The sequence below is a fragment of the Paraburkholderia sp. GAS333 genome (assembly GCF_050435665.1).
GTDB lineage: Bacteria > Pseudomonadota > Gammaproteobacteria > Burkholderiales > Burkholderiaceae > Paraburkholderia > Paraburkholderia fungorum_A.
In genome coordinates, this window is sequence record NZ_JBNDKS010000006.1 from 452,877 (window position 1) to 474,127 (window position 21,251).

25 protein-coding genes are annotated in these 21,251 nt (G+C 57.4%); 7 read left to right on the top strand and 18 right to left on the bottom strand.

Annotated features, from left to right (window positions below; translation table 11 throughout):
* Positions 1–38: 38 nt before the first annotated feature.
* Positions 39–818 (bottom strand): alpha/beta fold hydrolase, encoded by a 780-nt coding sequence (locus tag ABH945_RS29275; protein WP_429252927.1) that lies wholly within the window; start codon positions 816–818, stop codon positions 39–41.
* 548 nt (positions 819–1,366) lie between these two features.
* Between ABH945_RS29275 and ABH945_RS29280 the strand changes: the two genes are divergently transcribed.
* The 4 genes from ABH945_RS29280 (at position 1,367) to ABH945_RS29295 (ending at position 4,062) form a co-directional block, all read left to right on the top strand.
* A complete protein-coding gene (locus ABH945_RS29280; RefSeq protein WP_429252928.1) occupies positions 1,367–1,591 on the top strand; it encodes a DUF4148 domain-containing protein in 225 nt (74 codons plus the stop codon).
* A 62-nt stretch (positions 1,592–1,653) separates the two neighbouring features.
* Entirely contained in the window at positions 1,654–2,070 is a 417-nt protein-coding gene (locus ABH945_RS29285; protein WP_074771557.1) for an organic hydroperoxide resistance protein, read from the top strand.
* Between the two features lie 149 nt (positions 2,071–2,219).
* Positions 2,220–3,491 carry an epoxide hydrolase family protein gene (locus tag ABH945_RS29290; RefSeq protein ID WP_429252929.1) on the top strand — a complete coding sequence of 424 codons (1,272 nt, stop codon included), beginning with the start codon at positions 2,220–2,222 and terminating at the stop codon, positions 3,489–3,491.
* Positions 3,492–3,534: 43 nt separating this feature from the next.
* The gene (locus ABH945_RS29295) at positions 3,535–4,062 is read left to right on the top strand and encodes an RNA polymerase sigma factor (protein ID WP_074773200.1); all 528 of its coding nucleotides are present in this window, start codon (positions 3,535–3,537) and stop codon (positions 4,060–4,062) included.
* 68 nt (positions 4,063–4,130) lie between these two features.
* On the opposite strand, the gene ABH945_RS29300 is transcribed toward ABH945_RS29295, so the two are convergent.
* The 4 genes from ABH945_RS29300 to ABH945_RS29315 all read right to left on the bottom strand — a co-directional run bounded on the left by ABH945_RS29300 (position 4,131) and on the right by ABH945_RS29315 (position 7,372).
* Positions 4,131–4,598 (bottom strand): RidA family protein, encoded by a 468-nt coding sequence (locus ABH945_RS29300; protein ID WP_429252930.1) that lies wholly within the window; start codon positions 4,596–4,598, stop codon positions 4,131–4,133.
* Positions 4,599–4,712: 114 nt separating this feature from the next.
* Entirely contained in the window at positions 4,713–6,113 is a 1,401-nt protein-coding gene (locus ABH945_RS29305; RefSeq protein WP_074771560.1) for an amidase family protein, read from the bottom strand.
* Positions 6,114–6,423: 310 nt separating this feature from the next.
* Positions 6,424–6,861: a DUF3331 domain-containing protein gene (locus tag ABH945_RS29310; RefSeq protein ID WP_429252931.1), complete on the bottom strand. Its 438-nt coding sequence runs from the start codon at positions 6,859–6,861 to the stop codon at positions 6,424–6,426.
* 115 nt (positions 6,862–6,976) lie between these two features.
* A complete protein-coding gene (locus tag ABH945_RS29315) occupies positions 6,977–7,372 on the bottom strand; it encodes a BON domain-containing protein (protein WP_429252932.1) in 396 nt (131 codons plus the stop codon).
* Between the two features lie 354 nt (positions 7,373–7,726).
* On the opposite strand from ABH945_RS29315, the gene ABH945_RS29320 reads away from it, so the two are divergent.
* Complete coding sequence (locus ABH945_RS29320) at positions 7,727–8,284, top strand: thioredoxin family protein (protein WP_429252933.1); 558 nt, start codon at positions 7,727–7,729, stop codon at positions 8,282–8,284.
* Between the two features lie 160 nt (positions 8,285–8,444).
* Here ABH945_RS29320 and ABH945_RS29325 read toward each other — a convergent pair whose 3' ends face one another.
* The 4 genes from ABH945_RS29325 to ABH945_RS29340 form a co-directional block, all read right to left on the bottom strand.
* On the bottom strand, positions 8,445–9,557 hold the full coding sequence (locus ABH945_RS29325; RefSeq protein ID WP_429252934.1) for a sensor histidine kinase: 1,113 nt from the start codon (positions 9,555–9,557) through the stop codon (positions 8,445–8,447).
* A gap of 234 nt (positions 9,558–9,791) precedes the next feature.
* Entirely contained in the window at positions 9,792–10,484 is a 693-nt protein-coding gene (locus ABH945_RS29330) for a response regulator transcription factor (protein WP_429252935.1), read from the bottom strand.
* 4 nt (positions 10,485–10,488) lie between these two features.
* Positions 10,489–10,833 (bottom strand): response regulator transcription factor, encoded by a 345-nt coding sequence (locus tag ABH945_RS29335; protein ID WP_429252936.1) that lies wholly within the window; start codon positions 10,831–10,833, stop codon positions 10,489–10,491.
* Between the two features lie 256 nt (positions 10,834–11,089).
* Positions 11,090–13,120: a PAS domain-containing protein gene (locus tag ABH945_RS29340; protein WP_429252937.1), complete on the bottom strand. Its 2,031-nt coding sequence runs from the start codon at positions 13,118–13,120 to the stop codon at positions 11,090–11,092.
* Between the two features lie 341 nt (positions 13,121–13,461).
* On the opposite strand from ABH945_RS29340, the gene ABH945_RS29345 reads away from it, so the two are divergent.
* On the top strand, positions 13,462–14,517 hold the full coding sequence (locus tag ABH945_RS29345; protein WP_253189850.1) for a branched-chain amino acid ABC transporter substrate-binding protein: 1,056 nt from the start codon (positions 13,462–13,464) through the stop codon (positions 14,515–14,517).
* A gap of 144 nt (positions 14,518–14,661) precedes the next feature.
* On the opposite strand, the gene ABH945_RS29350 is transcribed toward ABH945_RS29345, so the two are convergent.
* The 8 genes from ABH945_RS29350 to ABH945_RS29385 form a co-directional block, all read right to left on the bottom strand.
* A complete protein-coding gene (locus ABH945_RS29350) occupies positions 14,662–16,416 on the bottom strand; it encodes a ShlB/FhaC/HecB family hemolysin secretion/activation protein (RefSeq protein ID WP_429252938.1) in 1,755 nt (584 codons plus the stop codon).
* Between the two features lie 82 nt (positions 16,417–16,498).
* Complete coding sequence (locus ABH945_RS29355) at positions 16,499–16,708, bottom strand: hypothetical protein (RefSeq protein WP_429252939.1); 210 nt, start codon at positions 16,706–16,708, stop codon at positions 16,499–16,501.
* Between the two features lie 285 nt (positions 16,709–16,993).
* Complete coding sequence (locus ABH945_RS29360; protein ID WP_429252940.1) at positions 16,994–17,434, bottom strand: hypothetical protein; 441 nt, start codon at positions 17,432–17,434, stop codon at positions 16,994–16,996.
* A 204-nt stretch (positions 17,435–17,638) separates the two neighbouring features.
* Positions 17,639–18,103, bottom strand: a complete 465-nt coding sequence (locus tag ABH945_RS29365; protein ID WP_429252941.1) for a hypothetical protein — start codon at positions 18,101–18,103, stop codon at positions 17,639–17,641.
* Position 18,104: 1 nt separating this feature from the next.
* Positions 18,105–18,950, bottom strand: coding sequence for a hypothetical protein (locus ABH945_RS29370; RefSeq protein ID WP_429252942.1), 846 nt, complete (start codon positions 18,948–18,950; stop codon positions 18,105–18,107).
* Positions 18,931–19,320 carry a hypothetical protein gene (locus tag ABH945_RS29375; protein ID WP_429252943.1) on the bottom strand — a complete coding sequence of 130 codons (390 nt, stop codon included), beginning with the start codon at positions 19,318–19,320 and terminating at the stop codon, positions 18,931–18,933. Before ABH945_RS29375 ends, ABH945_RS29370 begins: the two co-directional genes overlap by 20 nt.
* A 5-nt stretch (positions 19,321–19,325) precedes the next feature.
* A complete protein-coding gene (locus ABH945_RS29380; protein WP_429252944.1) occupies positions 19,326–19,865 on the bottom strand; it encodes a hypothetical protein in 540 nt (179 codons plus the stop codon).
* Positions 19,866–19,921: 56 nt separating this feature from the next.
* Positions 19,922–20,281 (bottom strand): hypothetical protein, encoded by a 360-nt coding sequence (locus tag ABH945_RS29385; RefSeq protein WP_429252945.1) that lies wholly within the window; start codon positions 20,279–20,281, stop codon positions 19,922–19,924.
* 404 nt (positions 20,282–20,685) lie between these two features.
* Between ABH945_RS29385 and ABH945_RS29390 the strand changes: the two genes are divergently transcribed.
* Entirely contained in the window at positions 20,686–20,883 is a 198-nt protein-coding gene (locus tag ABH945_RS29390) for a hypothetical protein (protein ID WP_429252946.1), read from the top strand.
* Positions 20,884–20,903: 20 nt separating this feature from the next.
* On the opposite strand, the gene ABH945_RS29395 is transcribed toward ABH945_RS29390, so the two are convergent.
* Positions 20,904–21,251, bottom strand: a complete 348-nt coding sequence (locus tag ABH945_RS29395) for a hypothetical protein (RefSeq protein ID WP_429252947.1) — start codon at positions 21,249–21,251, stop codon at positions 20,904–20,906.

A 21,251-nucleotide genomic window follows, 5' to 3' on the forward strand; every position in this document is an offset into this window, starting at 1 on the left:
CCCGGTCTCGCCTTGTGGGGAAAACCGGGCATTCCCACTTACTGTGCGGATTGCGCAGCAGCAATAATCGTATCGGCGACGGCCTTGGGCTGGCTGAGCATCGCCACGTGACTCGTATCGACATTCGTGACATGCGCGCCAATGTTTTTGGCCATGCTCTGTTGCAGGTTCGGATCGATCATCTTGTCCTTCGCTGCGACCACGAAATAAGACGGCTTGTCATGCCACGCAGCGGTCGTGACTTTTTCGCCGATGCACGCGGCGGCCCACGGCCCTTGAGTCGCGGCAATCAGGCGACGCTCCGGCAGCGGCAGATCCTGCGCGAAATCGGCGAGCACGGCTTGGGTGGAAAGCGTCAGATAGCCGGCGGAATCCTTTTGCAATTCGCTTGCCCAGACGGGCGCAGGCATACCCTTCGTCATATCGTCGATTGACTGTCCGCCATCGGGTGCAAACGCCGCGACATAGACGAGGCTTTTAACCTTGTCGTCATTGCCCGCCTCGCTAATCACCACGCCCGCCCAGGAATGGCCGACCAGAACCACCGGGCCGGTCTGCTGATCGACCACGCGTTTGGTCGCGGCAACGTCGTCTGCCAGTGAACTCAACGGATTCTGCACGGCGACCACATGAAGGCCGCGCGCTTCGAGCAGCGGAATCACTTTCTCCCAGCTCGAACCATCGGCGAATGCGCCATGCACGAGCACGACATTCTTGCCCTTCAGATCCTGTGGCGGTGCCGCGTGCGAAACCTGAAATGCGCACAGGCCACCGATCAATACTGCGGAGCCGAGGAATCTTTTCAGAAAATCAGTCATGGTTCTTTCCGGCGGAATTGAAATAGCGTTGAATTGAGCGACCCGCTGACAGGCATAAGGCACCAGGATCATAGGTACGGGTGAGGGAATGAAATCAGTGCACGCAGATCGCCGCGCAGCCCGAGTTCAACGCAGAGTTGGATCAACCTTGCGTCCGCACATTTAACCTCGCGGATGTATCTGCAATGTGTTCGCTGTGCCCACGCTATGCAAGCGTCCTTATCCAGACGTGGGATAGATACATTGGGATACAAAAGCCGGCGGCAGAAATAAGTCCGATATGAACTCGACGTATCGAGGCCGCATGCCTGCTCTTTCGTTAATTCATCGCAAGCAAACTGACAGAATTGTTTCCCAATGTGTATGCCGTTCGCGCAGATACACAGCCTTGCAATACCTCCCACTCCCGACATAACCCAGATACCTCGTTTGGCTTTAATGCATCCAACGACGGAATCCGCTGAAGACATTCATGCAGACACCACGCTCTGCGGTCTGCGGATACCGAACGGATGCTTCCAATCTGGTCCCTGTTTCAGGAGAACGACATGAAAGTAACGATGCTCGCTTTGGCATTGGCGGCCTGCGCGATGACTGGCTCCGCTTATGCAGCCAATCCGACAGCTAATTCTATTGCCGACACACACGCAGCCAGTTTCGACTCGCAAAACACTCCGCACGCGAAAACGCGTGCCGAAGTTCGACAGGAACTCGTGCGCGCCGAGAAAGACGGTCAGCTCGCCGCGCTGAACAAGTTCTATCAAGGCAGTTAAGCCAGCCTCAGCCAACAGAACATTCATCGTTCATCACTCAACCTGAACAATCGGAATCGATCATGACCCAAGCTGAAAAAGTGCTGTACACCGGCAAGACCCACACCACCGGCGGACGCGATGGTACTGCGCGCAGTTCGGACGGCCGCCTCGACGTGAAGCTGTCCAGCCCCGGCTCGGCCGCGCCTGGCACCAACCCCGAACAGATGCTGGCGGCGGGCTGGTCGGCATGCTTCATCGGCGCAATGGGACTGGCCGCGCAGAAGCTGAAAGTCGCGTTGCCGAAAGAGACCGCTGTCGATGCCGAAATCGATCTTGTCACCGCCGACGGCGCGTACTTCCTGCAGGCTCGCCTGAACGTGAGCGTGCCGGGTGTCGATAGCGAAGTCGCCCAGGCACTCGTGGATGCCGCGCACCAGACCTGCCCGTACTCGAAGGCCACGCGCGGCAACATCGATGTGGTCATCACGGTCGTTTGATCGGCGTTGCGGGTTTTACCCGCACTCAAGGCTCGCCGCCGGCTCAGGTATTAAAAACTGCCGCGCGAAATCGAGCGCCCTTCTCGTGAATAACACGCCGGTGCACCGTAATCGGTGCGCCGGCTTTTTTTAGCGCCAGGATAATAACCATGACTTCATCACCGTTCTCGCCTCGCCGACGCCAGATTCTCGCGGCCTCCGCCGCCGTGGCCGCAGCGGGATTGATCCCCGGCACGTTGTTCGCCGCAACCGGCGGCGACCCGATTCGCCCGTTCAAAGCCAACGTGCCCGAGGCCGCACTCGACGATCTGCGTCGGCGCATCGCGGCCACGCGCTGGCCCGCGAAAGAAACCGTCAACGACGAATCGCAAGGCGTGCCGCTGGCGCGAATGCAGGCGCTAGTCGATTACTGGGCCACCGACTACGACTGGCGTAAAGGCGAAGCGAAGCTCAACGCATTGCCGATGTTCATGACCGAAATCGACGGACTCGACATTCAGTTCATTCACGTGCGCTCACGCCATAAACACGCGATGCCGTTGATCATGACTCACGGCTGGCCTGGCTCGATCTTCGAATTGATCAAGGTTATCGCACCGCTCACCGATCCCACCGCACATGGTGGTAGCGCCGACGACGCGTTCCATATCGTCATCCCGTCGCTGCCTGGCTTCGGTTTTTCGGAGCAGCCGAAAACAACCGGCTGGGGCTCGGATCACATCGCGCGCGCGTGGGGCGAATTGATGGCGCGGCTTGGCTATACGCGTTTCGTGTCGCAAGGGGGCGATTGCGGCTCGGTGATTTCGCACCGCATGGCCATGCAGAAAGTGAAAGGCCTGATCGGCATTCACGTCAACATGCCTGCAACCGTGCCACCCGATATCGCCCGTTCGCTTTCACTCAGCGATCCCGCACCGGCCAGCCTGTCGCCGCAAGAAAAAGCGGCGTACGAATCGCTGAGCGTGTTCTATCGGGACAACTGCGGTTACTCGTCGATGATGGTGACGCGCCCGCAAACGGTCGGCTACGCGCTCGCCGACTCGCCGGTCGGACAGGCCGCGTGGATGTACGACAAAATTTCGCAGTGGACATATAGCGGCGGCGTGCCGGAGCGTTCGCTGTCGCGCGACGAAATGCTCGACGATATTTCGCTGTACTGGCTCACGAACAGCGCGACATCGGCTGCACAGATTTACTGGGAAGATCATTCGAACAACTTCAACGCCGTCGATATTTCAATGCCCGCCGCGGTGACGATTTTCCCGGGCGAGATTTATCGCGCGCCGCGTAGCTGGACCGAACGCGCGTATCACAACCTCATTTATTTCAACGAGGTCGATAAAGGCGGTCACTTCGCCGCGTGGGAGCAACCGGAGCTTTTCGCTACTGAAGTTCGCGCGGCATTTCGTCCGCTGCGTTGAGACTGGCGACGAAGCAGCGCACTATCGGCGACAGCCTATGTCGATGACAACAGAATTGCCGGCTCTGCTGCCGCCGATGCTTCCCCGGCTGTGGGCGTTCGCGCTGCGCATCTCAGGAGACCGGCACGACGCCGACGACCTCGTGCAGCGCGCGTGCCTGCGCGCGCTCGAACGCGCGCATCAGCTGCAACCGGGAACTGCTCCGCTGAGCTGGATGTTCTCTATCGTGCAATCAACGTGGATCAACGAACTGCGCTCGCGAAGCGTGCGTAACCGAATCGGGATGGATTGGGACGACCTCTTTCTCGAAACGGTAGCCGACCCGGCTGCATGCACGCCCGAACAACAGGCAATGAACCGGCAGATTGTTCAGGCTGTGCAACGTCTGCCCGAAACCCAACGACGGGTGATGCTGCTGGTAGGAATCGAAGGACTCAGCTATAACGAAGCAGCTCAGACGCTCGGCGTGCCGGTGGGGACAATCATGAGCCGGCTTTCACGGGCTCGACAGACCATCGGCGCGCTATTCGACGACCGCTCGCGCCCGGTAGCAACTCGCCGACGTCAATAATTTCTATCAACGTAGCTGAGATCGAATGAGTGAGAGGTACTTCATCTCCGTTTCGTTTCCAGGCACGATTACGCCGCAATCTCAACCGTCATTTCAATTTCGACGCATGCACCAAGCGGTATTTGCGCGACGCCGAATGCCGAGCGCGCGTGCTTGCCGTTCTCGCCGAACACCTGGGCTATCAGGTCCGACGCGCCGTTGGTCACGAGATGTTGTTCGACGAAGTCCGGTGTCGAGTTGACGAGGCTCATCACCTTGACGATCCGCGCGACACGGTTGAGGTCGCCAATCTGCGCGTGCAAGGTGGCGAACAGATCGATTGCGGCCGCGCGAGCAGCGGCCTGGCCTTCTTCGGTGTTCAGCGTATCGCCGAGCTTGCCGCCCCATACCTTGCCGTCCTTTTTTGCCAGATGGCCTGACAGGTACACCATATTGCCGCTCTGTACGCTCATCACGTACGCTGCTGCCGGCACACCGACAGACGGCAATTCGATTCCAAGTTCCTTCAGTTTTGCGTAGACGTCATGGCTGCTCATGCAATGCTCCATTGGATGGGTTAGCAAAAAATGCAGACGGCGATGCGCGCCCGTCTGCGTGATTTCATCGGTTCATCAGTGCCAAAAGCGATGCCACCGCCCTTGGCCCTTCGCTCAAACGCCAGGATCGACCGGAGAAACCGGCACGCCGCGCGCTTCGATTGCCTCGCCCGCGAGCAGGCACAGATCCTCGCGATAATGCGCGGCGACAATCTGAACACCCACGGGCACCCCGTTGACGAGTTGCGTTGTCACTGCAAGACCGGGCAACCCCATTGCCGGCAGCGCGCGCATCGTGAGCTGCGCTTCCCACACGCGATCGAAACCCGCCGCCCCTTGCTGATCGAGATCGTCGGGAAACGGTAGCTCGCCGGATACCGGCATCAACACGACCGCATACTGATCGAGGAACAGACGCCATTGACGCAACAACGTCGTGCGCCGCACCAGCGAACGGCTGATGACATCGGCAGGGAGATCCTTCACCTTCAGACGCGCCGCGTTGACGACCGCCTGCGCACCCGGATCGCCGTCACGCGCGACCGAATCGACCAGCGCGTCGAAGCCGTCGCCGAGCCACAGCCGTTCCTGCAACAGCGCCGTTTCGCGCATCGACGGCGTGTCGTCGATTTCCTCGATCGTCCAGCCCGCGTCGGCGAGGCGTTGCGCAGCATCACGCAAGGCATCCTCGACTTCTCTGGCGATCTGCATACCGCCCGGACGCAAACAGAGTGCGGCACGCAACGGCACGTCGCGCCCCACCAAGGGCATCGGCATATACCAGGGGTCGCGCAGATCGGGCGCGGCGAGCGCGAGAAGACCGAGCCGCAGATCGCCGATCGTGCGCGCCATCGGGCCCGCTGCCGACATCAGTTGCGCACCGATCGCGCGCTCCGGCGACGACGCATTGAACGCGGGCACGCGCCCCGACGTCGGCCGCAGTCCGTGGACACCGCACGCATACGCCGGGTAGCGCACCGAGCCGCCGATATCGGTGCCGAGCGCGATCTGCCCGATGCCCGCCGTGACCGCCGCTGCGCCGCCGCCCGACGAGCCGCCGGGCGTGATCGACGGATTGCGCGGATTCAACGTGCGACCGTGAACCTGATTCGACGTGAACCAGCGTAAAGCGAAGGTCGGCGAATTGGTGCGGCCGAGCATGATGGCGCCGGCTTTTTGCAGATTATTCACGGCGGGGCTGCTGACTTCCGCGATCAGGTCTTCCTGCAGACGCGTGCCGTTGGTGGTCGCAAACCCGGCGTGATCGATGTTGATCTTGGTGGTGACGGGCACGCCCGCAAGCGGCCCTGGATCCTCGCCACGTGCGATTGCGCGATCGATGTCGTCCGCCTGTTGCAGCACCCACTCGGGCCGATGCGCGACCACCGCGTTGATCATCGGATTCACGGCTTCCAGACGCTGCAGCGCGGACTCCGCCGCCTCGCGCGCGGACACTTCGCGGGTCTTCACACGCGTGGCCAGTTCAACTGCGGACAATCGCCATAGTTCACTCATGTTGCCTCCAATAAGCACGTTGTACGGAATTCCGGCTGCGTGAGCATTTGTGCACACGCACATCGTTGCAGATTCCAGCGTCCGGTATGGCGCAGCACATGGCCGTCCACGTCTGGACCGAATCGCTTTTTTTGCAGGTTCTTATTTAACCGGGTCGACGTATCTGGTGTATGTCTGTCGATGGTAAAAATGCAAGCTACTTTTTCCAGGCGCGCGGCAGATACATTGCGACACACGTGGCGCACGGCGTCAGCCGCAGGCTGGAAAACAGGCTGAATTTGATTTGGGAGTCGCGCGTTGCGAGATCCGATCAACCGATTGGCAGATCGGTGCGGTACTCGACCGCGTCGGCGAGGATCATCTGATCTTCATTGGCCGGCACGCGCAGTCCGCGAGTACGGGGCCGAAATACGCGGTCGCCGCGCCTGATAGTGCGGCCTGTCAGCACGCAGGTGGACGTGACGCGGGACAAGCCGCTGCACCAGATCTGCTCGATATAGCGACCGCTGCACGAGTCGCCCCACGACACGCTGATCGTGGCTGACGACAACCATTCCGTCACCGTGATTTGCGCAGGCCGTCTGATCGCGCGATGGCACGCTTCGGCGGTAGACAAGCGCTTGTTGATACGGCATCGGGTTAGCGCCACATGGCGTTTTCTCGCGCATACGTCGAGTTGTTCCGCAGACGGATCGAGGACGTTCAGCAGCGTGCGAACCACGATGTTGTCGTCGGATAGCGACGTCATCGACTGATCTCCAGTAGCCGGTGTGATCGTAGGGCGAAAGCGGCCGCGCTCACACGGCATCGCACGACGAGGACGCCCCCGTCGTGCGATGCTTCAGCGTGCCGAAGCGGCGAGCTTAGCCGCCGCCTTGCTGATGCAGCGACAGCTTGCTGCTGACCAGCGTGACGCCATGCACCTGCTTCGTCGCGTTGACCGCCACCGCTTCCTGATCTTCGCTGAGGATCTGGCCCGCCAGCGTCACCTGACCCGTCTTCGCATTACCGAAGACCGCGATCGATGCCTGTTCCAGACCCTTGGTTTTCTGCAGCGCTTTTTGCACCGTGCGGGAGAATGCGCGATTCGCCGCGCGAATCGACTTCTTCGTCGCAGGCGCGGGTTGGCTGGTTACGGCGTTTGCCGCGTTGGTATTCTGGGCCGCGTCGGTTGCGTCCGCTGCGAATGCCGGTACGGTTGAAAATGCCGCCAATAACGCAGCAAGGCTGCCACTCACCACAACTTGTCGAAGGTTCATCGTCTTATCCTTATTTTTTCGGTTGGTGAAACGTGAGAAACGCGTGGAGCCAGCACACATCGGCGTCATTGCATGGTGAGGCTGCATAGGGAGATTAGAACCGCCCAATGTATCCTGCGTGTTTCCGCGACGTATCGAAATGTATCTCGATGGCGGGCGTCTTGATACGCGGCCAGTTGGCCAGTTGCAAGCACCAGCGCGGCCATCGCAGCTCGAATACCGCGCAGTTTTGTATCGCCACGTATCTACGCGTTTCACCGATACAGGACGTTTCGTATCACCACTACGCCGGACATATGCGAGATACGTCCGCGCGCTCCAATACGTTCATTGCTGACTTATTGGAGGTTTCTCATGTTCGATCGACTCAGGATGGCCGCTGTCGCTGCGGGTGTCAGCGCTGTCGCATTGCTGGCCGGCCTCGCCTATACCGGCAACGCGGCCACACCCGCCGCTTCCCTGCAAACCGGTGCATCGGCGCCCGATTTCAAGGGTATCGACGGCTGGCTCAACAGTCCGCCACTCGACGTGAAACAGTTAAAAGGCAAAGTCGTACTGGTCGATTTCTGGACTTTCGATTGCATCAACTGCGCACACACGATTCCTCATGTCGAGGACTGGTACTCCCGTTATCGCGACAAGGGGCTCGTTGTTGTCGGCGTGCATACGCCCGAGTACTCGTTCGAACACAATGCGGACAATCTGAAGAATGCTGTCAAGCGTTTCGGCATCCAATACCCGGTCGCGCAAGACAACCAGTACGCGACGTGGAATGCTTATGGCAATCAGTACTGGCCGGCGCTGTATCTGTTCGATCAAAACGGCCGGCTGGTGTATAGCCATTTCGGCGAGGGTCGCTATGACGAGACAGAGCAACAGATACGCACGTTGCTAGGGCTTAATAGCAAGTAGATTAAAGAACACCCTTGCAGCGAACGGTCATGAAGATAACCGGCATACGCGGCGGGCTACTCTTGCCGCATTGCCGTACATCTCAAATGACGCAGGAGGAAATTGACGCTCGCAGACGCAACCGCGTTATGAAATAGAATCAGATGCCGCAGCGTCTTCTTCAACGCGACACGGTCGAATGAATGAGTGGCCTTGCTCGTAGCACGCGCCGCGGCGTCTCTGCGATAACGGCATGTGCGCCAGCCATGTTTGCGTCGACCGAACGAGGCGCTACACCGGGTTTTCCTTCTACAACAGAAACTGCATCTGGAGAATGGCCGAGACTCAGCCGCGCCTCCAGCCCTCCCCCGCTACGGTTCGCCAACCGCAATTCCGCGTTCATCGCTATCGCAAGTTGACGGGCAATCGCAAGCCCCAGCCCCGAACCCTTCAAGTTCCGCAAGCCACACGACTGGCCACGATAAAAAGGCTTAAACACTTCTTCCAGTTGATCCGGGTGAATACCCGGGCCGTCGTCGAGCACGGAAATCACGAGTCGAGACGACTCACAGCTCGCACGTACTTGCACCGTGCTCCCGAATTTCAGCGCGTTATCGATAAGGTTGACGAGAATCCGGCGCAAAGCGTGCGGAAGCGTGAGCACGGGATCCACGATAGGTGAGTCGAGAATCATGTTATGCCCCGAGTCTTCATAGTCCGACACTATGCTTTGGACCAAGGCACAAAGATCGATACGCGACGGCGCCTCTGTCGTACCGTGAAGCGTGCGCGCGTAGGTGACGCCCTCCTCGACAAGGGCGTGCATCGTGTCGAGATCCTGCAAAAGCCTGGCGCTATCCTGTTTGCTTTCCAGCATTTCAGCGCGCAGGCGCATGCGCGTAATCGGAGTCTGTAAATCGTGGGAAATTGCGGCGAGAACCTGTACGCGTTCCGCAGTACAACGCGCGAGTCGTTGCTGCATGCCTTTAAAGGCACGAATAGCCTGAACGATTTCCTTAGGGCCGTCTTCGGGCAATTCCCGAACAGTCATGTCCGGGCCGAGGCGATTTGCGGCATCAGTCAGCGCAATAATCGAACGACTAATCAGATTCCCGCAATGTGAAGAAAGCACGGCCAGCAGGATCAATTGCAACAGCGGCGCCAGAAACATCCACACGAACCCGGAGACCTGCGGCAGAAGCGACAATGCGATTAACGCACACGCATAAGTCAGTACCACGCTCGCTGCCGATACGAGGAACAGTAGTCTCGCTAAAGGTAACTTGTTCATCATCGACAGCTCCATGTGGAAGGCAAGGCGCGACAAACAATACGAAGTCGACCACCGCAATTAAAGCGCTAAAATGCGCGGGCAGCTATTGGACGATGGTGTTGGTCGATACCTAATCGATACTCCGGCGATGTTCAAATATCGCTTCGAACCCGTGACAGCCTCGACGAGCGTGAGCAGCCGAATCCATGCCGGCATCGAAGAAAACAGCGACGGGAAAAGCTGCGTGACGCAGCGTCAGCGTGTCGGCTCGACGGAAAGGTGTAGTCGCGCAGCCATGATCACCAACTCGGGTAATGATGACGCTTTCATTTTTCGCATCACATTGCCGCGATGGGCTTTCACGGTAATTTCGCTGATGCCTAATTCACCACCCACCTGCTTGTTCAGACGCCCCGCCACAACGAATGCCATCACTTCGCGCTCGCGCGGCGTGAGCGACTCGTAACCCTCGCGGAGTTCGCACAATTGCGCCTCGTCCGCCAATGCCGCAGCACTTCGTTCGAGGGCGTGGGTGACCGCGCTCAACAATGCGTCGTCGCTGAATGGCTTCGTCAGAAAGTCGACTGCGCCGGCCTTCATGGCCTGTACGGTCATGGGTACATCGCCATTACCCGTAATGAACACGATCGGCATGTCGGCGCGCTCGGCGCCGATCAACCTTTGCAAATCGAGACCGCTCAGATCCGGCAGGGACACGTCGAGTACCAGACAGTTCGGCACACGAGCTCGCGGATAGGCGAGAAACATTTGCGCGGACGCAAAAGTGACGGGTTGCCAGCCAACGCTGACCATGAGCAATTCCAGAGATTCACGAACCGAGATATCGTCGTCGACGATAAATATGATTGGAACCGGCTTCTCCATGGACGGCGACCTCGACAAGGGCCAGGTTAGCTGTTGAAACTGGTATAAGTTCGGCGTTGTCATCCATCTAATTCTTTTTGAACGCCTCGTGCAATGCTTCAAGCAAGGCGGTCTCGCTAAAGGGCTTTAGCAAACAGGCGACTGCTCCCTCTCCAACCAGTTCGGAACCGGTTGCCCCATCGCCATGCGCCGTAATGAAAATGATGGGCACGGCCTTTTGCCGGCGAACAAGTTCGCGCGCCAACTCGGGGCCGGACATCCCCGGCATGGCGACATCCAGAATCAGGCAACCCGTTGCATCGACTTTATCCGATGCGAGAAACGCTTCTGCCGACGAAAATGCATGCGCGGCAAACCCCAACTCATTCAGCAAATCGGGCAGCGACTCGCGCACGGATTCGTCGTCATCCACAACCGACACGAGCGGCCGCAAGACCATCATAATTTCCCCACGACATGCTGGCTATTCAAATGCCTGCGCCCGGACACCGGAGCCTGCCGGCAATTGTTCTCTGCCACATCTGTCGGGACGGGCGACAGCCTCAAGCATGCGCCTTTCTGGGGCCATATGGATATGATACTTTAGTATCGATTCAAAACCCGCAGCGCATCGACCGACGTTTTTTGAGTCCGGCGGCGCGTGTCAATACTGTGTCAATGCCGCGATATCACCGGAATTTCGGCATATCCGTGACGCCGGCAATCCAGCGCGCACTCCTGCCGAAAGCGCCTTTTCGTTGCTTCTGGTGCGTCGGAATCGAAAATGAAAACGTAGCACCGCCGCTTTCGTTGGCGGCGGCCCACAAACGGCCATCGTGATTGTCGATAATCGATTTACTCACCGATAAGCCAATACCCATGCCGCCAGGTTTGGTCGTATAGAACGCATCGAACACGCGCGCAGGGTCATCCGTCCCAAAACCTGGGCCGGTATCGGCGACTGAAGCACACACGCTTCCGTCGGTGTCTTGCCCGGTCTTTACGAGCAACTGTCGTGGACGGTCGTCGATACCGCTCATCGCCTCCAGCGCATTCAGGATGAGGTTGAGGATAACCTGCTGAAGCTGCACCCGGTCTCCTGTAATGAGCGGCAAACTTTCGGCAAAGTCGATCTGAAGCGTTACCCGGCTACGATGCAGTTCGCTGCGAAACAGCGTAATGATCTCGTTGATGGATTCGTTCAGATCGACGCTTTCCATCGTGGCGTCCGTCTTGCCGAATAGCGCGCGCAATCGCTTGATCACGTCCGACGCGCGGTTACCGTCCCGAATAGTGCGCCGCGCGGTTTCGCGGGCGCCTTCGAGATTCGGAGGATCTGCACCTAGCATCCGCAGACACGTACTCGCATTCGTGATGATGCCGGAGAGCGGCTGATTGACCTCATGGGCAATGGAGGCAGTCAATACCCCGAAGCTCGATGCTCGCGAGACTCGCGCGAGTTCCGATCGTGCTTCGATCAATGCGACTTCGGAACGGCGCCGCTCGGTCACGTCCTGAATCGCGGCAATGTACTCGAGTTGGCCACTCGAATCTTTCGTGGCATGCGCGACCACATGCATGTACTTGACCGACTGGTCGGGCATCAACAGGCGGTACTCGTGCTCGTAATCGATTGCACGCTGCTGACGGTCGAGCATGTCGTCGAATGAAAGACGGTCTTCGGGATGCACACGCGAACGGATCGATTCGAGCGTGACTGGCTTGGTCGGATCGAACTCGAACATCCGGTAGACCTCTTCGGACCAGACGATCTCGCCCGTCGACACCCGCTTTGTAAAGCCGCCTGTTGAACTCAGCCGACGCGTTTCGGCGAGAAAAGCTTCGCTCAATCTAAGCGTCGCGTCATTCTGCGTACGCTCGACGACAATGCTCGCAATACGGGAGATCTGTTCTATCAGGCCTTGATCGAACGGAATTGGCGTTCGATGATTGTCGTAATAGATAGAACACACACCCATCACCTTGCCGCTCGCCGACACTACAGGTATCGACCAGTACGCACGAATTCCGTAATGCGCGGCGATTGGACGCCACGAACAATGTTCCCAGCGCGGGTCGGATAGAAGATCGGAAACGATCACCTGTTTATTCGATTGGGCCGCGCTCAGGTATGGGTCGCTGTCGGCCGTACCATCCATGATCGATTCGATGAACTCTGGAGGCAAACTGGGTGCTGCGCAATCTTCCAGACGCGTGGTGCCTGGCTGCATGACCGCGATACTGCAATAACAGCCAACGGTGACACTTTCAACCAGACGGCAAAGCCATTCCAGTATGACCGGCATGGGACGGCCGCCCGCCACCATTTCGAGCAGCTCGGTTTCTCCCGCGAGCAAAGCCTCCATTCTGCGCCGGTCTTCGATGTCGGTATTCAGCCCGCACCACTTCACCAATTGGCCGGATGCATCCACGATCGGGCGCGTACGAATCAGAAACCAGCGATACTCTCCGTCGAAGCGGCGCAGCCGTGCATCTACTTCCCGTGGCTCTCCGGAAGCCAGACCGGCGCCCCAGCGTTCGAGCAGTTCGGGCAAGTCGTCGGGATGAATTGCATCCTGCCAGTGCTGAAGGATGATCTCTGCATTCATGCCAGTGTATTCACACCAGCGCCGATTGAGAAAGTCGACCTGGCCGTTGGGTAGCGCGGTCCATACGAGACCGGGCAGCGCATCCATGACGTGGAGAAGTTCTATTTCCATTCCGTTGGTGGCCTGGAGAGTTAATTGCCATTCCCGATAGACAGGCAAAGCGAGAAGGCAATGGTTTCTCGCGAGATCTAATGCGCCGGCGGAATGTACCGATAAGTACTTATCTATGGAAAGTCATTGAGTACGCGCTATTGACTGACGCAGACTCTTACCATAAATTCATGCCTTCCAAAAAAAGCGCCATGCAAAGCGCTAATCATCGACACATAAGGTGCAATGTGCCTGATCAATCCCGGCGGCCGCCGTTGAGATATTACCACCCGCTCAAGGCATTGTTTGCCGCTGCAGTCGTAGCAATAACCGCTTCTCAGGCACGAGCCGACAATGTAGTAATGATCGGATATGCCGGTGCATTGACCGGCCCGCAGGCTCATCTCGGCAAGGATGTCGAGCACGGCATCAGGCTCGCTATCGAAGAGATCAATGCGTCGCATCCGGTTATCGCGGGTGTTCCCACTACCTTCAAACTCGACGCAGAAGACGATGCTGGAGATCCGCGCATTGCGACATTGATCGCCCAACGCTTCATCGATAGCGGTATGAACGCTGTCATTGGACACCAGAGTTCGGGAACCTCGATCGCGGTGGCACGGCTCTACGCGGCAGCGAACATTGCCGAGATAACGCCCTCCGCCACCAACCCGCAATTCACGCGACTCGGCTATCGGACGACTTTCCGCGTCATTGCAGACGACAACTTTCTGGGCACGGCCATGAGCCGTTATCTGATCGACACGATGCACGCGCGGCGCGTGGCCGTGATCGACGACCGGACCGCTTACGGCCAGGGCGTGGCCGATGTATTCGTGGACGCCACGCGTCGCGCGGGCGGCACGATCGTCGCTCGTGAATATACGACCGACAAGGCAGTGGACTTCAATTCGTCGCTCACGCTATTCAAAGACAAACGGCCCGACGCGATTTTCTTCGGAGGCGTCGACGCGCAAGCCGGTGCCATGCTGCGTCAGATGAAAAAACTCGGTGTGACAGCGCCGATGTTAGGAGGTGACGGCATCTGCACGCGCGAGTTGCCGCAACTGGCCGGCGACGCGCTTGTGAGCAATCTGTTTTGTGCGGACGGTGGTTTGAGCCTGGCCGCGATGCCTGGCGGTCCGTCGTTCGATCAGCGCTTCTTTGCCCGATACGGCCAGCACGTGCAACTGTATGCGCCATATGCCTACGACGCGATGATGGCGGTGTATCACGCTGTCGTTCAGGCGCAATCGGCGCAATCTGGGAAGATCGTCGATGCGTTGCGACGTGTCGATTTTCATGGTGTGACCGGCCAGATTTCTTTTGACGACGCGGGCGAGCTGCGCGCGGCGTCGGCGACCATCTCCACGTTCAAGGATCAGAAGAAGCTGACGCTGCTGGAGATCAGAAAATAAGCGGCTCGCTGTTAGCTTCTGATTACTCTGCCCGCTCGCGATTGGTCGCAAGCTTCGACGCCCCACTAATGCCTGCGTTGAGCGGACGTAAATAGAAAGGCGACGCGATGCGCCGCCATTTCGGGACTAGTGAAAGATCGGGTTTCAGAACTGGGCAGTCAGTTGGAAACCTACCGTGACGCGCGCGGTGGGAAAACCTGATGGCTTGTAGATCGGCGTGCCAGCAAACAGGTCATAGGCCAGTGCACCCGCCTTCGCCGACGCACTACCGCGCACGCCGATTACAGCACCCGCTAGCTGCGTTCCGGCGAGAAATGCCGCACTCGGCCCGAATACATGACCATAGTCGATGCCTGCATAAAGCGATTGCCCTGTCGATCCGATTGGCAATTGAAGCTCGTTGCGCCAAAAAAAGCCGCGCTCGGCCGCAAGCATCGTCTCACCATCGAAGCCGCGTACCGTGTAGCGACTGCCTATCGTCAGGTCGTCAATGTAGTTGAGCGCGTTGTTCGTGAACTGGCCGTGGACGCTTGTCACGTAGCGTAGCGGCTGCGTTGAGATCTGGAATGGCACGGACAGATTCGCGTCGAGTACGGCCATGTGGAAGCGGTACGTAGGACCATCCAGGTAATAGTCCGGCGTCGCCCCGAGTCCACCGATGCCCTGACGGTAGGCGAGACTGCCATCGAACTGCGATGCGCCGAAATAATGACGATCGGTCAGACCGGCTTCGATGAACGTGTTGTTGCGGCGCTGCTGCGGGATATCGGTGTCTTCGATGAAACTCTCGCCAAAGCGCTTCGTCAGCCGGAACTGCGCGCCGAGTACATTGTTCTGGCTGCGCATGAGCACGCGTTGCAACTTGAAGTCCACAGTCTGCGAGTTACCGCTCGATACGAACGTCTGGTTAACGCCCGCGATCTGCTGATAGTACGTATTCGTATAGGCCGACAGCGTAGCTGTCCAGTAGCCCCATGGCATCGAATATGAACCGTTCCAGCCGTGCGAGCCGAGATTCTTGTCGCCGAATTCGAGGTCCTGACTCACACCCACGTTGAAGATATCGTTCAACCCGAGCGGGTTATCGATGCCAAGGCTCAGGTTGCCTTGCAGTTTTCCGGTAGCACGGGTGCCTGAATTGTCCACCGACGCGACCACGGTCCACGGTTTCGTGCGCTTTACGTCGAGTACAACGTCGCTTTCGCCGGGTATGTCAGTCGGCACGATCTGCATGGAAACGTCCTGACTGCTGACGCGCTTCATCTGTTCGAGTCCCTGTTCGAGGTCTCGCAGATTCAGCACGTTGCCGTCGCGCGTCGGGAATGCGGATTTCCATGTGCCGCGTGGTGCTTTGTCGGCAAAGCGGACCTTGCCGATGACGCCCGGCACCAGCGCGAATTTTAGCGTCCCGGTAGAGAGGTCCTGTTCGGGCAGCAGTACGCGTGTGGTGATGTAGCCGCGGCTCAGTATGGTTTGCTGCAATCCTTTTGTGAGCGTGTCGAGTCCTGACTTGCCGACGCATTGCCCCCTGTAATGGTCGAGCCATTCGCGCGCGAAAGCAAAGCGGTCGAGCGGCAGTGCAGATGCGCCTCGCGCACGCACTAGATCGGGTAGCGTCGCTGGTATGTCCAGCACGAATGTGTCGATGCGGAAGCATGGCGTTTCGATTGGCAGGTCGGGCCGGTTCGAAGCGCGCTTGACGGTCGAGCGTACTGAGCGTGCGTTGACGGCCGCCTCGCGTTGTTGCGCGTCGCGCTGTTGTTGAACCTGCTGGTTCTGTTCTGCGTTGGCGCGGGCCGCGGCTGCCGTGTCGGCGGGTGTTGTCGTCTGCTGCGCGTGGGACGCGAGCGATACCATGGCTGTGAGCGGCAGGCCCGCCAGCCTCTTTCCTATCTTCATTTTCGTTTAGAGGTGCAAATCAGTTGGAACGGGCAAACCAAGCAAGGTTGCTCGGATTACCAACTCGCTATCAAAGGTGCCGTTATGACGAAGACTTCATGCTCCTGTTGTTCCGCTTGTATGAATTCGGCGCCGCAAGATTTTTCACCTCAGCGACATCCTGGCTCACAGGCGGGTCCGCCCCGTCCCAAATGCAGTCGGACCTGGCTTTAAATCCCGGGGCATGCCATATCCCGCCCTCCACTCGAGCAACGACCAAGCCGCGCTCTGCGGCAGAGATGCAAATAGCCACCGCAGCTTCGCCGACACCTTCATCACGACGCTTCCACAGAGTTCGAAGAAGTCATTCGGTGGTACGTAAAGCCTCTGCAGATCAATACTCATTCCATTCACTTCCAATTGATTCGACTATCAGGAATCCAACCCGGATGCGGCATCACTTCTAGCGTGGTCACCCGGCGTATTCGGCGCGGAGCGATTGTCCGTTGTATGTCCGACTGGGAATGCTGCAATCACGGCTTCAATGTTGCGGTTAGTCCACGCTCTGGGCCCAAGACATTTAATATTGCTGACCGGTCTAGACTTTTGAATACATCTCTTTCAGAAATTCCATGAACTGGTCATTCAGGCCTTGACTGAGCGCATCCCAACCATCTAAATGAAAAACGCTCAGCAACTCCTCAAGCTTTGGAGTGGCGTTGAAGTACAAGCCATTCCAAAATATTTCAGCATCCATGCTGTTTGCCTTGCCTCCGAAATTCAACAGGTTATCTAACAGACGAGCTCCCGCTTCGCCTGATATCTCCTTGCGATGCGTACCTTCGAGAAGTCCGACGTGAACGTTAATGCGGAGGAAGTCAACAACAGCCAGCTTCCATAATTCGGGGGTCGATCCAAATTGACCTCCATGCACTTGTGACAGCGCCGCGTTAGGAGAGCAATCATCAAGCCCAGATACGACGAGCTGTTTCTGATAGTTAATCTCAGGGAATGAAATCATGGTCAGCTCATTTTCCATGGAGCTTAAATTTCGCAATCTCGTCTCTATTGATTTTCTTGACCGCAGGGTTATTGACTCATGTCTATCCAGCAAGTGCCCGCCAGCATCTTCGTGTGCTTGCAGTCCGCCTCCATCCACGAGACGACTGGAATCACCATCACTGCCGCTGTTCAGCGTCGCATTACTGTGCACATGCCCCGATCACTCCCAGTCAACGGCGCCTCATCCCGGTGTACGAGGTGTGTCAGGGAATTGTCCAATTGTGACAAAGACTTCGTCCAAATCCTCATCCGAAATAACGCTCGCTCTGGTCGGTTCGCCAGGAAAAATTTGGCTGATTCTCTCACTCCACAAAGCTGCGATGAACAGTGCGAGTTCTTTTGCCTTGTCGAATGAAATTCCTTGAAAAATATCCGTTAGCTCAACCATGTTTGTCCATGCCTGAGCCTGCTCCGGGTTCATACCGGTGCTTCGATACTCCTGGTATCTTTCTTCATCAAACCATTCAACGATCACGACAACGCCATCGAACATGGCCATTTGCGGAGCAAACAAATGACCCATGCAGAGCACGAAATCCCAAGGCAATGCGACCTTTGCAGAGACGGCATGTATGAAGTCTAAGGCCGAGAATTTTCCGCCGTTTGCCTTAACGAAATCGTCGTATTTCCAGCTTTCAATAGTCATTTCACTTACCCCTTGGGATTTCATTCGGTGTAGCAGGTCGAACCACGCCTTTTCCCACAAATACTGTTCCATCCGGCGCTACATTTGTACTTGTTTCCTTAACGTTGGGACGTGGGATTCCCCCATGATCTTGTCCAGATCCGCGATATTGGAGCGAAGTCCCGTCGCTGTTGTACGTGGTGTACTGCCCGTCAGGTCCGGGGCGCTCTATGATTGTATGCGGCAAACCATCGGCTTCCGGCAACGGAGCGGGCGGCTTGTTTCTTGACTTGCCGCTTGACCCAGAACTATCACCCACGCTTTCGGAGTTTGCGTCGTTCCCGCTATTCAGCGTTGCCGTACCCGGCGCATACCCCGGCGTCGCAACCGGCATGACCATGCACGCCGGACCTTCGCACACAGGAACCATTATCGCCGAGCCGCCAGCGGCGGGCGGATGCCCGCCGTTGTCAGCGTCAACGAGCGGATTCGGATCTGCAGGCGGCGTTTGTCCATTATTGCCCACCACCTTGCCCGCAAACTCTTTGACCCACCGCGTAATGTCCTCAACCGGACTTCCATACGTCTGCTTCAGCCACTCAGGTATCGACGCCTGATTGTTCTCTACTTCGATCAGTCCAGCACCAGTTGCAGTCGCCGCATTCGTTCCCGAGGCCATCGCGATCCCGGCGACCAGGCTCGTCACCAGATTTTCCCGCGCCTGACGGTCTTCCGCTGACATGTCGGTGGTCGGCGCCAGCAGCGAACCAAGCACCGAACTCGCTGAGCGCACTGTTCCACAGGAATCGGTACTGCCCTTGACCGATGGACAGAAACGCACTTGTCGATCACTTTTCCCTGAATCCATATTCCGAGGGAATTGTCCAGTTCTCGTCGGGAAAATCCGGCCAGCCGAAACGCGGATCGCGGTACGCCTTTTTTATATCGTGTGTCAACCCATCGAAGAAAGCGGCCATCCCCTGCAGAGTTATGCCAGCATCTACTAGAGCTGCTTTTGCAGTGAGCCGGTCCTCTTTGCCAATTGCCGAATCGTACAGATCGATCGCTGCCTCAAGAAGCCGCATATTGGATTCAAGTTCATCGGATAGGTTAAGCTTCCAGTCAATATGCCACTCGAAATCATCATTTTTCTGATCGTATTTGCGCAAATCACCGTCCGTCAATCCATGCGAGAGGGCCAACTCGCGCAGCAACAGCTTGATTCTGTTCAGTTCCATGACTCTCACTTGACATTGATTGTGCGACCGGACCCAGCATCGGTCTTGGCTTGGTTACGCGTTCCATCAAGGTTCACGACAGCATTGAAGTTGCCTCTGCTTTCGAACACTTCGAGATGGTCCATATGCTGGCCATCAAGATAAACGTAATCTCTCTTCTTGATAGCGTCGCTAACATTCGTGGTGACCTTGAAAACGCTCTGCCCGTCAACTCGGTAATTTGTCTTTTGCGTCGCGGCTCCTAAGTCCGAGCCAAAACCGGTGCTGTCGAAGTATTGCTTCATGTTACCAACGGCGCCCTGATTCGGCGTGTATCCAGCCACGGTAACCGCGTCAGTGACCAAATCTCTAAGCCAGTCCGGTGCCTTGTCCGTAATCAACTGACTGACGATCTCCGGCCCCGGCAGTGGCGTCACAAGCGGTCCCGCCTTGATCGACGGATCAAGTTCCGTGGCAGGGTCCGCAATCACCCCGTCACCCTTGGCCGCTGTTTCTCCCTTCAGGCCCGGCAGGCTGATGAGAGGCGGCAACCATGACGAAGCCACCACAGAAAACTGATTGTTTTCCCCAACAACTGGTTAGTAAAACATGTCGAAATTGCTTAAGGCGACGCTATAACCGGGCAAATTCCGAAGCGTGTCGTGAGAACGTAGGATTCGAGACCACTTGCTTCTGGCTCAATCTTTACGCGCCTTCCGCCGTCAAAACTTACAGTCAACATCAAGTTAGCGTCGAATTCCGTGTTCTCTACAACGTGATTCAGACACTCGAACAAAAGTGGCCCGGTTGCTAATTTTTCACCATGTCCAACGGAAATATGTCCCAGATAATCACATTCAAAAGGGCATTGAATCAGGAGATGTGCTCCGCTCGAAAAGAGCAAGGTTAGTGAACCAACGCTGACAGTCACTCCTATCAGGATACTTGTACGAATCTCTGTCAAATCTTTTTCTTCAATCATCGTTGGCCTCTTATCGTGTGGGCGGCAACGGCACATGAGTCGGGCCTCGCGTGCCCGTTCCACCAGTCGCGGGATTTGTGGGTTGCCCATTTTTTACTGAAATCCAATAGCCATTCTGAAGACCCGGCACTGTCGTCGACTCGGGCGGCATTACTCGGATATATGTACTTCCTGGTGCATTCGGGTCCGTTCCGGGCGGAAAGTAAATAGTACTGCCGGGCGTGCGACCAGGCTGACTAACCCAACCAGTTGGAATGACTTGCCCTTGGGGCGGGTTCGACAATGGCTGAAGGTTGGGTGACACTCTAGGACTTCCTGACGCGCTGGAATCCCCACCGCTCACTGCCGTAATGACATAGTCCACCAACCCCTTCGCCACACCCACAACCGGCGGCGTCTTGAAGATGCCGTCGATCACGTCCGATCCCGACGGCGTCGTCATCGGCATCCCCGCCTTGATCGTCGGATCAAGCTCGGTGGCAGGATCAGCGATGACGCCATCACCTTTGCTGGCCGTTTCACCCTTGAAGCCGGGCAGCTTGCCGAGTGCCACCAGCCAGCCCGGCAACAGTGAAGTCGATGAGGCGACCACAGAAAACTGATTGTTTTCCGCTTCGATCGTTCAGTTTTTGCTCGGGGACTGGTGGCTCGTCTTAGTCGGACAAACGATGTGTTTCAGTCCATAAACACCTTCATATTCGCGGGGAAGCCATCCATAGTTGTCGGACACAATTTCTCCACCACAAAGAAAGCATCGGTCCGGCCAGCCCTTTGCACGCCACGCAGCTATCACGTCAAAGGGTGCTCCGTGTGCGTGCGCTGTCCATTCCTTCCTAGAAAATCCCAACATCTCAACGACGGGAGGATCGGATGCAGTTAGGTTGTCCATATACCAGTCATAGACCTGCTCTGCTTCATCAAGCGTTAGCCGATTAGCGATCAGATCATCAAGTAGGTTGCGTTTTTCCAA

Excerpts from the sequence above, each read along its gene's own strand:
- ABH945_RS29285 (WP_074771557.1), top strand. The coding sequence starts at position 1,654 with ATGACCCAAGCTGAAAAAGTGCTGTACACCGGCAAGACCCACACCACC.
- ABH945_RS29360 (WP_429252940.1), bottom strand. The coding sequence starts at position 17,434 with ATGGAAAATGAGCTGACCATGATTTCATTCCCTGAGATTAACTATCAG.
- ABH945_RS29350 (WP_429252938.1), bottom strand. The coding sequence starts at position 16,416 with ATGAAGATAGGAAAGAGGCTGGCGGGCCTGCCGCTCACAGCCATGGTA.
- ABH945_RS29290 (WP_429252929.1), top strand. The coding sequence starts at position 2,220 with ATGACTTCATCACCGTTCTCGCCTCGCCGACGCCAGATTCTCGCGGCC.
- ABH945_RS29385 (WP_429252945.1), bottom strand. The coding sequence starts at position 20,281 with ATGATTGAAGAAAAAGATTTGACAGAGATTCGTACAAGTATCCTGATA.
- ABH945_RS29340 (WP_429252937.1), bottom strand. The coding sequence starts at position 13,120 with ATGGAAATAGAACTTCTCCACGTCATGGATGCGCTGCCCGGTCTCGTA.
- ABH945_RS29295 (WP_074773200.1), top strand. The coding sequence starts at position 3,535 with ATGACAACAGAATTGCCGGCTCTGCTGCCGCCGATGCTTCCCCGGCTG.
- ABH945_RS29315 (WP_429252932.1), bottom strand. The coding sequence starts at position 7,372 with ATGAACCTTCGACAAGTTGTGGTGAGTGGCAGCCTTGCTGCGTTATTG.
- ABH945_RS29370 (WP_429252942.1), bottom strand. The coding sequence starts at position 18,950 with ATGGATTCAGGGAAAAGTGATCGACAAGTGCGTTTCTGTCCATCGGTC.
- ABH945_RS29330 (WP_429252935.1), bottom strand. The coding sequence starts at position 10,484 with ATGACAACGCCGAACTTATACCAGTTTCAACAGCTAACCTGGCCCTTG.
- ABH945_RS29305 (WP_074771560.1), bottom strand. The coding sequence starts at position 6,113 with ATGAGTGAACTATGGCGATTGTCCGCAGTTGAACTGGCCACGCGTGTG.
- ABH945_RS29320 (WP_429252933.1), top strand. The coding sequence starts at position 7,727 with ATGTTCGATCGACTCAGGATGGCCGCTGTCGCTGCGGGTGTCAGCGCT.
- ABH945_RS29275 (WP_429252927.1), bottom strand. The coding sequence starts at position 818 with ATGACTGATTTTCTGAAAAGATTCCTCGGCTCCGCAGTATTGATCGGT.
- ABH945_RS29365 (WP_429252941.1), bottom strand. The coding sequence starts at position 18,103 with ATGACTATTGAAAGCTGGAAATACGACGATTTCGTTAAGGCAAACGGC.
- ABH945_RS29390 (WP_429252946.1), top strand. The coding sequence starts at position 20,686 with ATGCCGTCGATCACGTCCGATCCCGACGGCGTCGTCATCGGCATCCCC.
- ABH945_RS29375 (WP_429252943.1), bottom strand. The coding sequence starts at position 19,320 with ATGGAACTGAACAGAATCAAGCTGTTGCTGCGCGAGTTGGCCCTCTCG.
- ABH945_RS29310 (WP_429252931.1), bottom strand. The coding sequence starts at position 6,861 with ATGACGTCGCTATCCGACGACAACATCGTGGTTCGCACGCTGCTGAAC.
- ABH945_RS29345 (WP_253189850.1), top strand. The coding sequence starts at position 13,462 with ATGATCGGATATGCCGGTGCATTGACCGGCCCGCAGGCTCATCTCGGC.
- ABH945_RS29325 (WP_429252934.1), bottom strand. The coding sequence starts at position 9,557 with ATGATGAACAAGTTACCTTTAGCGAGACTACTGTTCCTCGTATCGGCA.
- ABH945_RS29280 (WP_429252928.1), top strand. The coding sequence starts at position 1,367 with ATGAAAGTAACGATGCTCGCTTTGGCATTGGCGGCCTGCGCGATGACT.
- ABH945_RS29300 (WP_429252930.1), bottom strand. The coding sequence starts at position 4,598 with ATGAGCAGCCATGACGTCTACGCAAAACTGAAGGAACTTGGAATCGAA.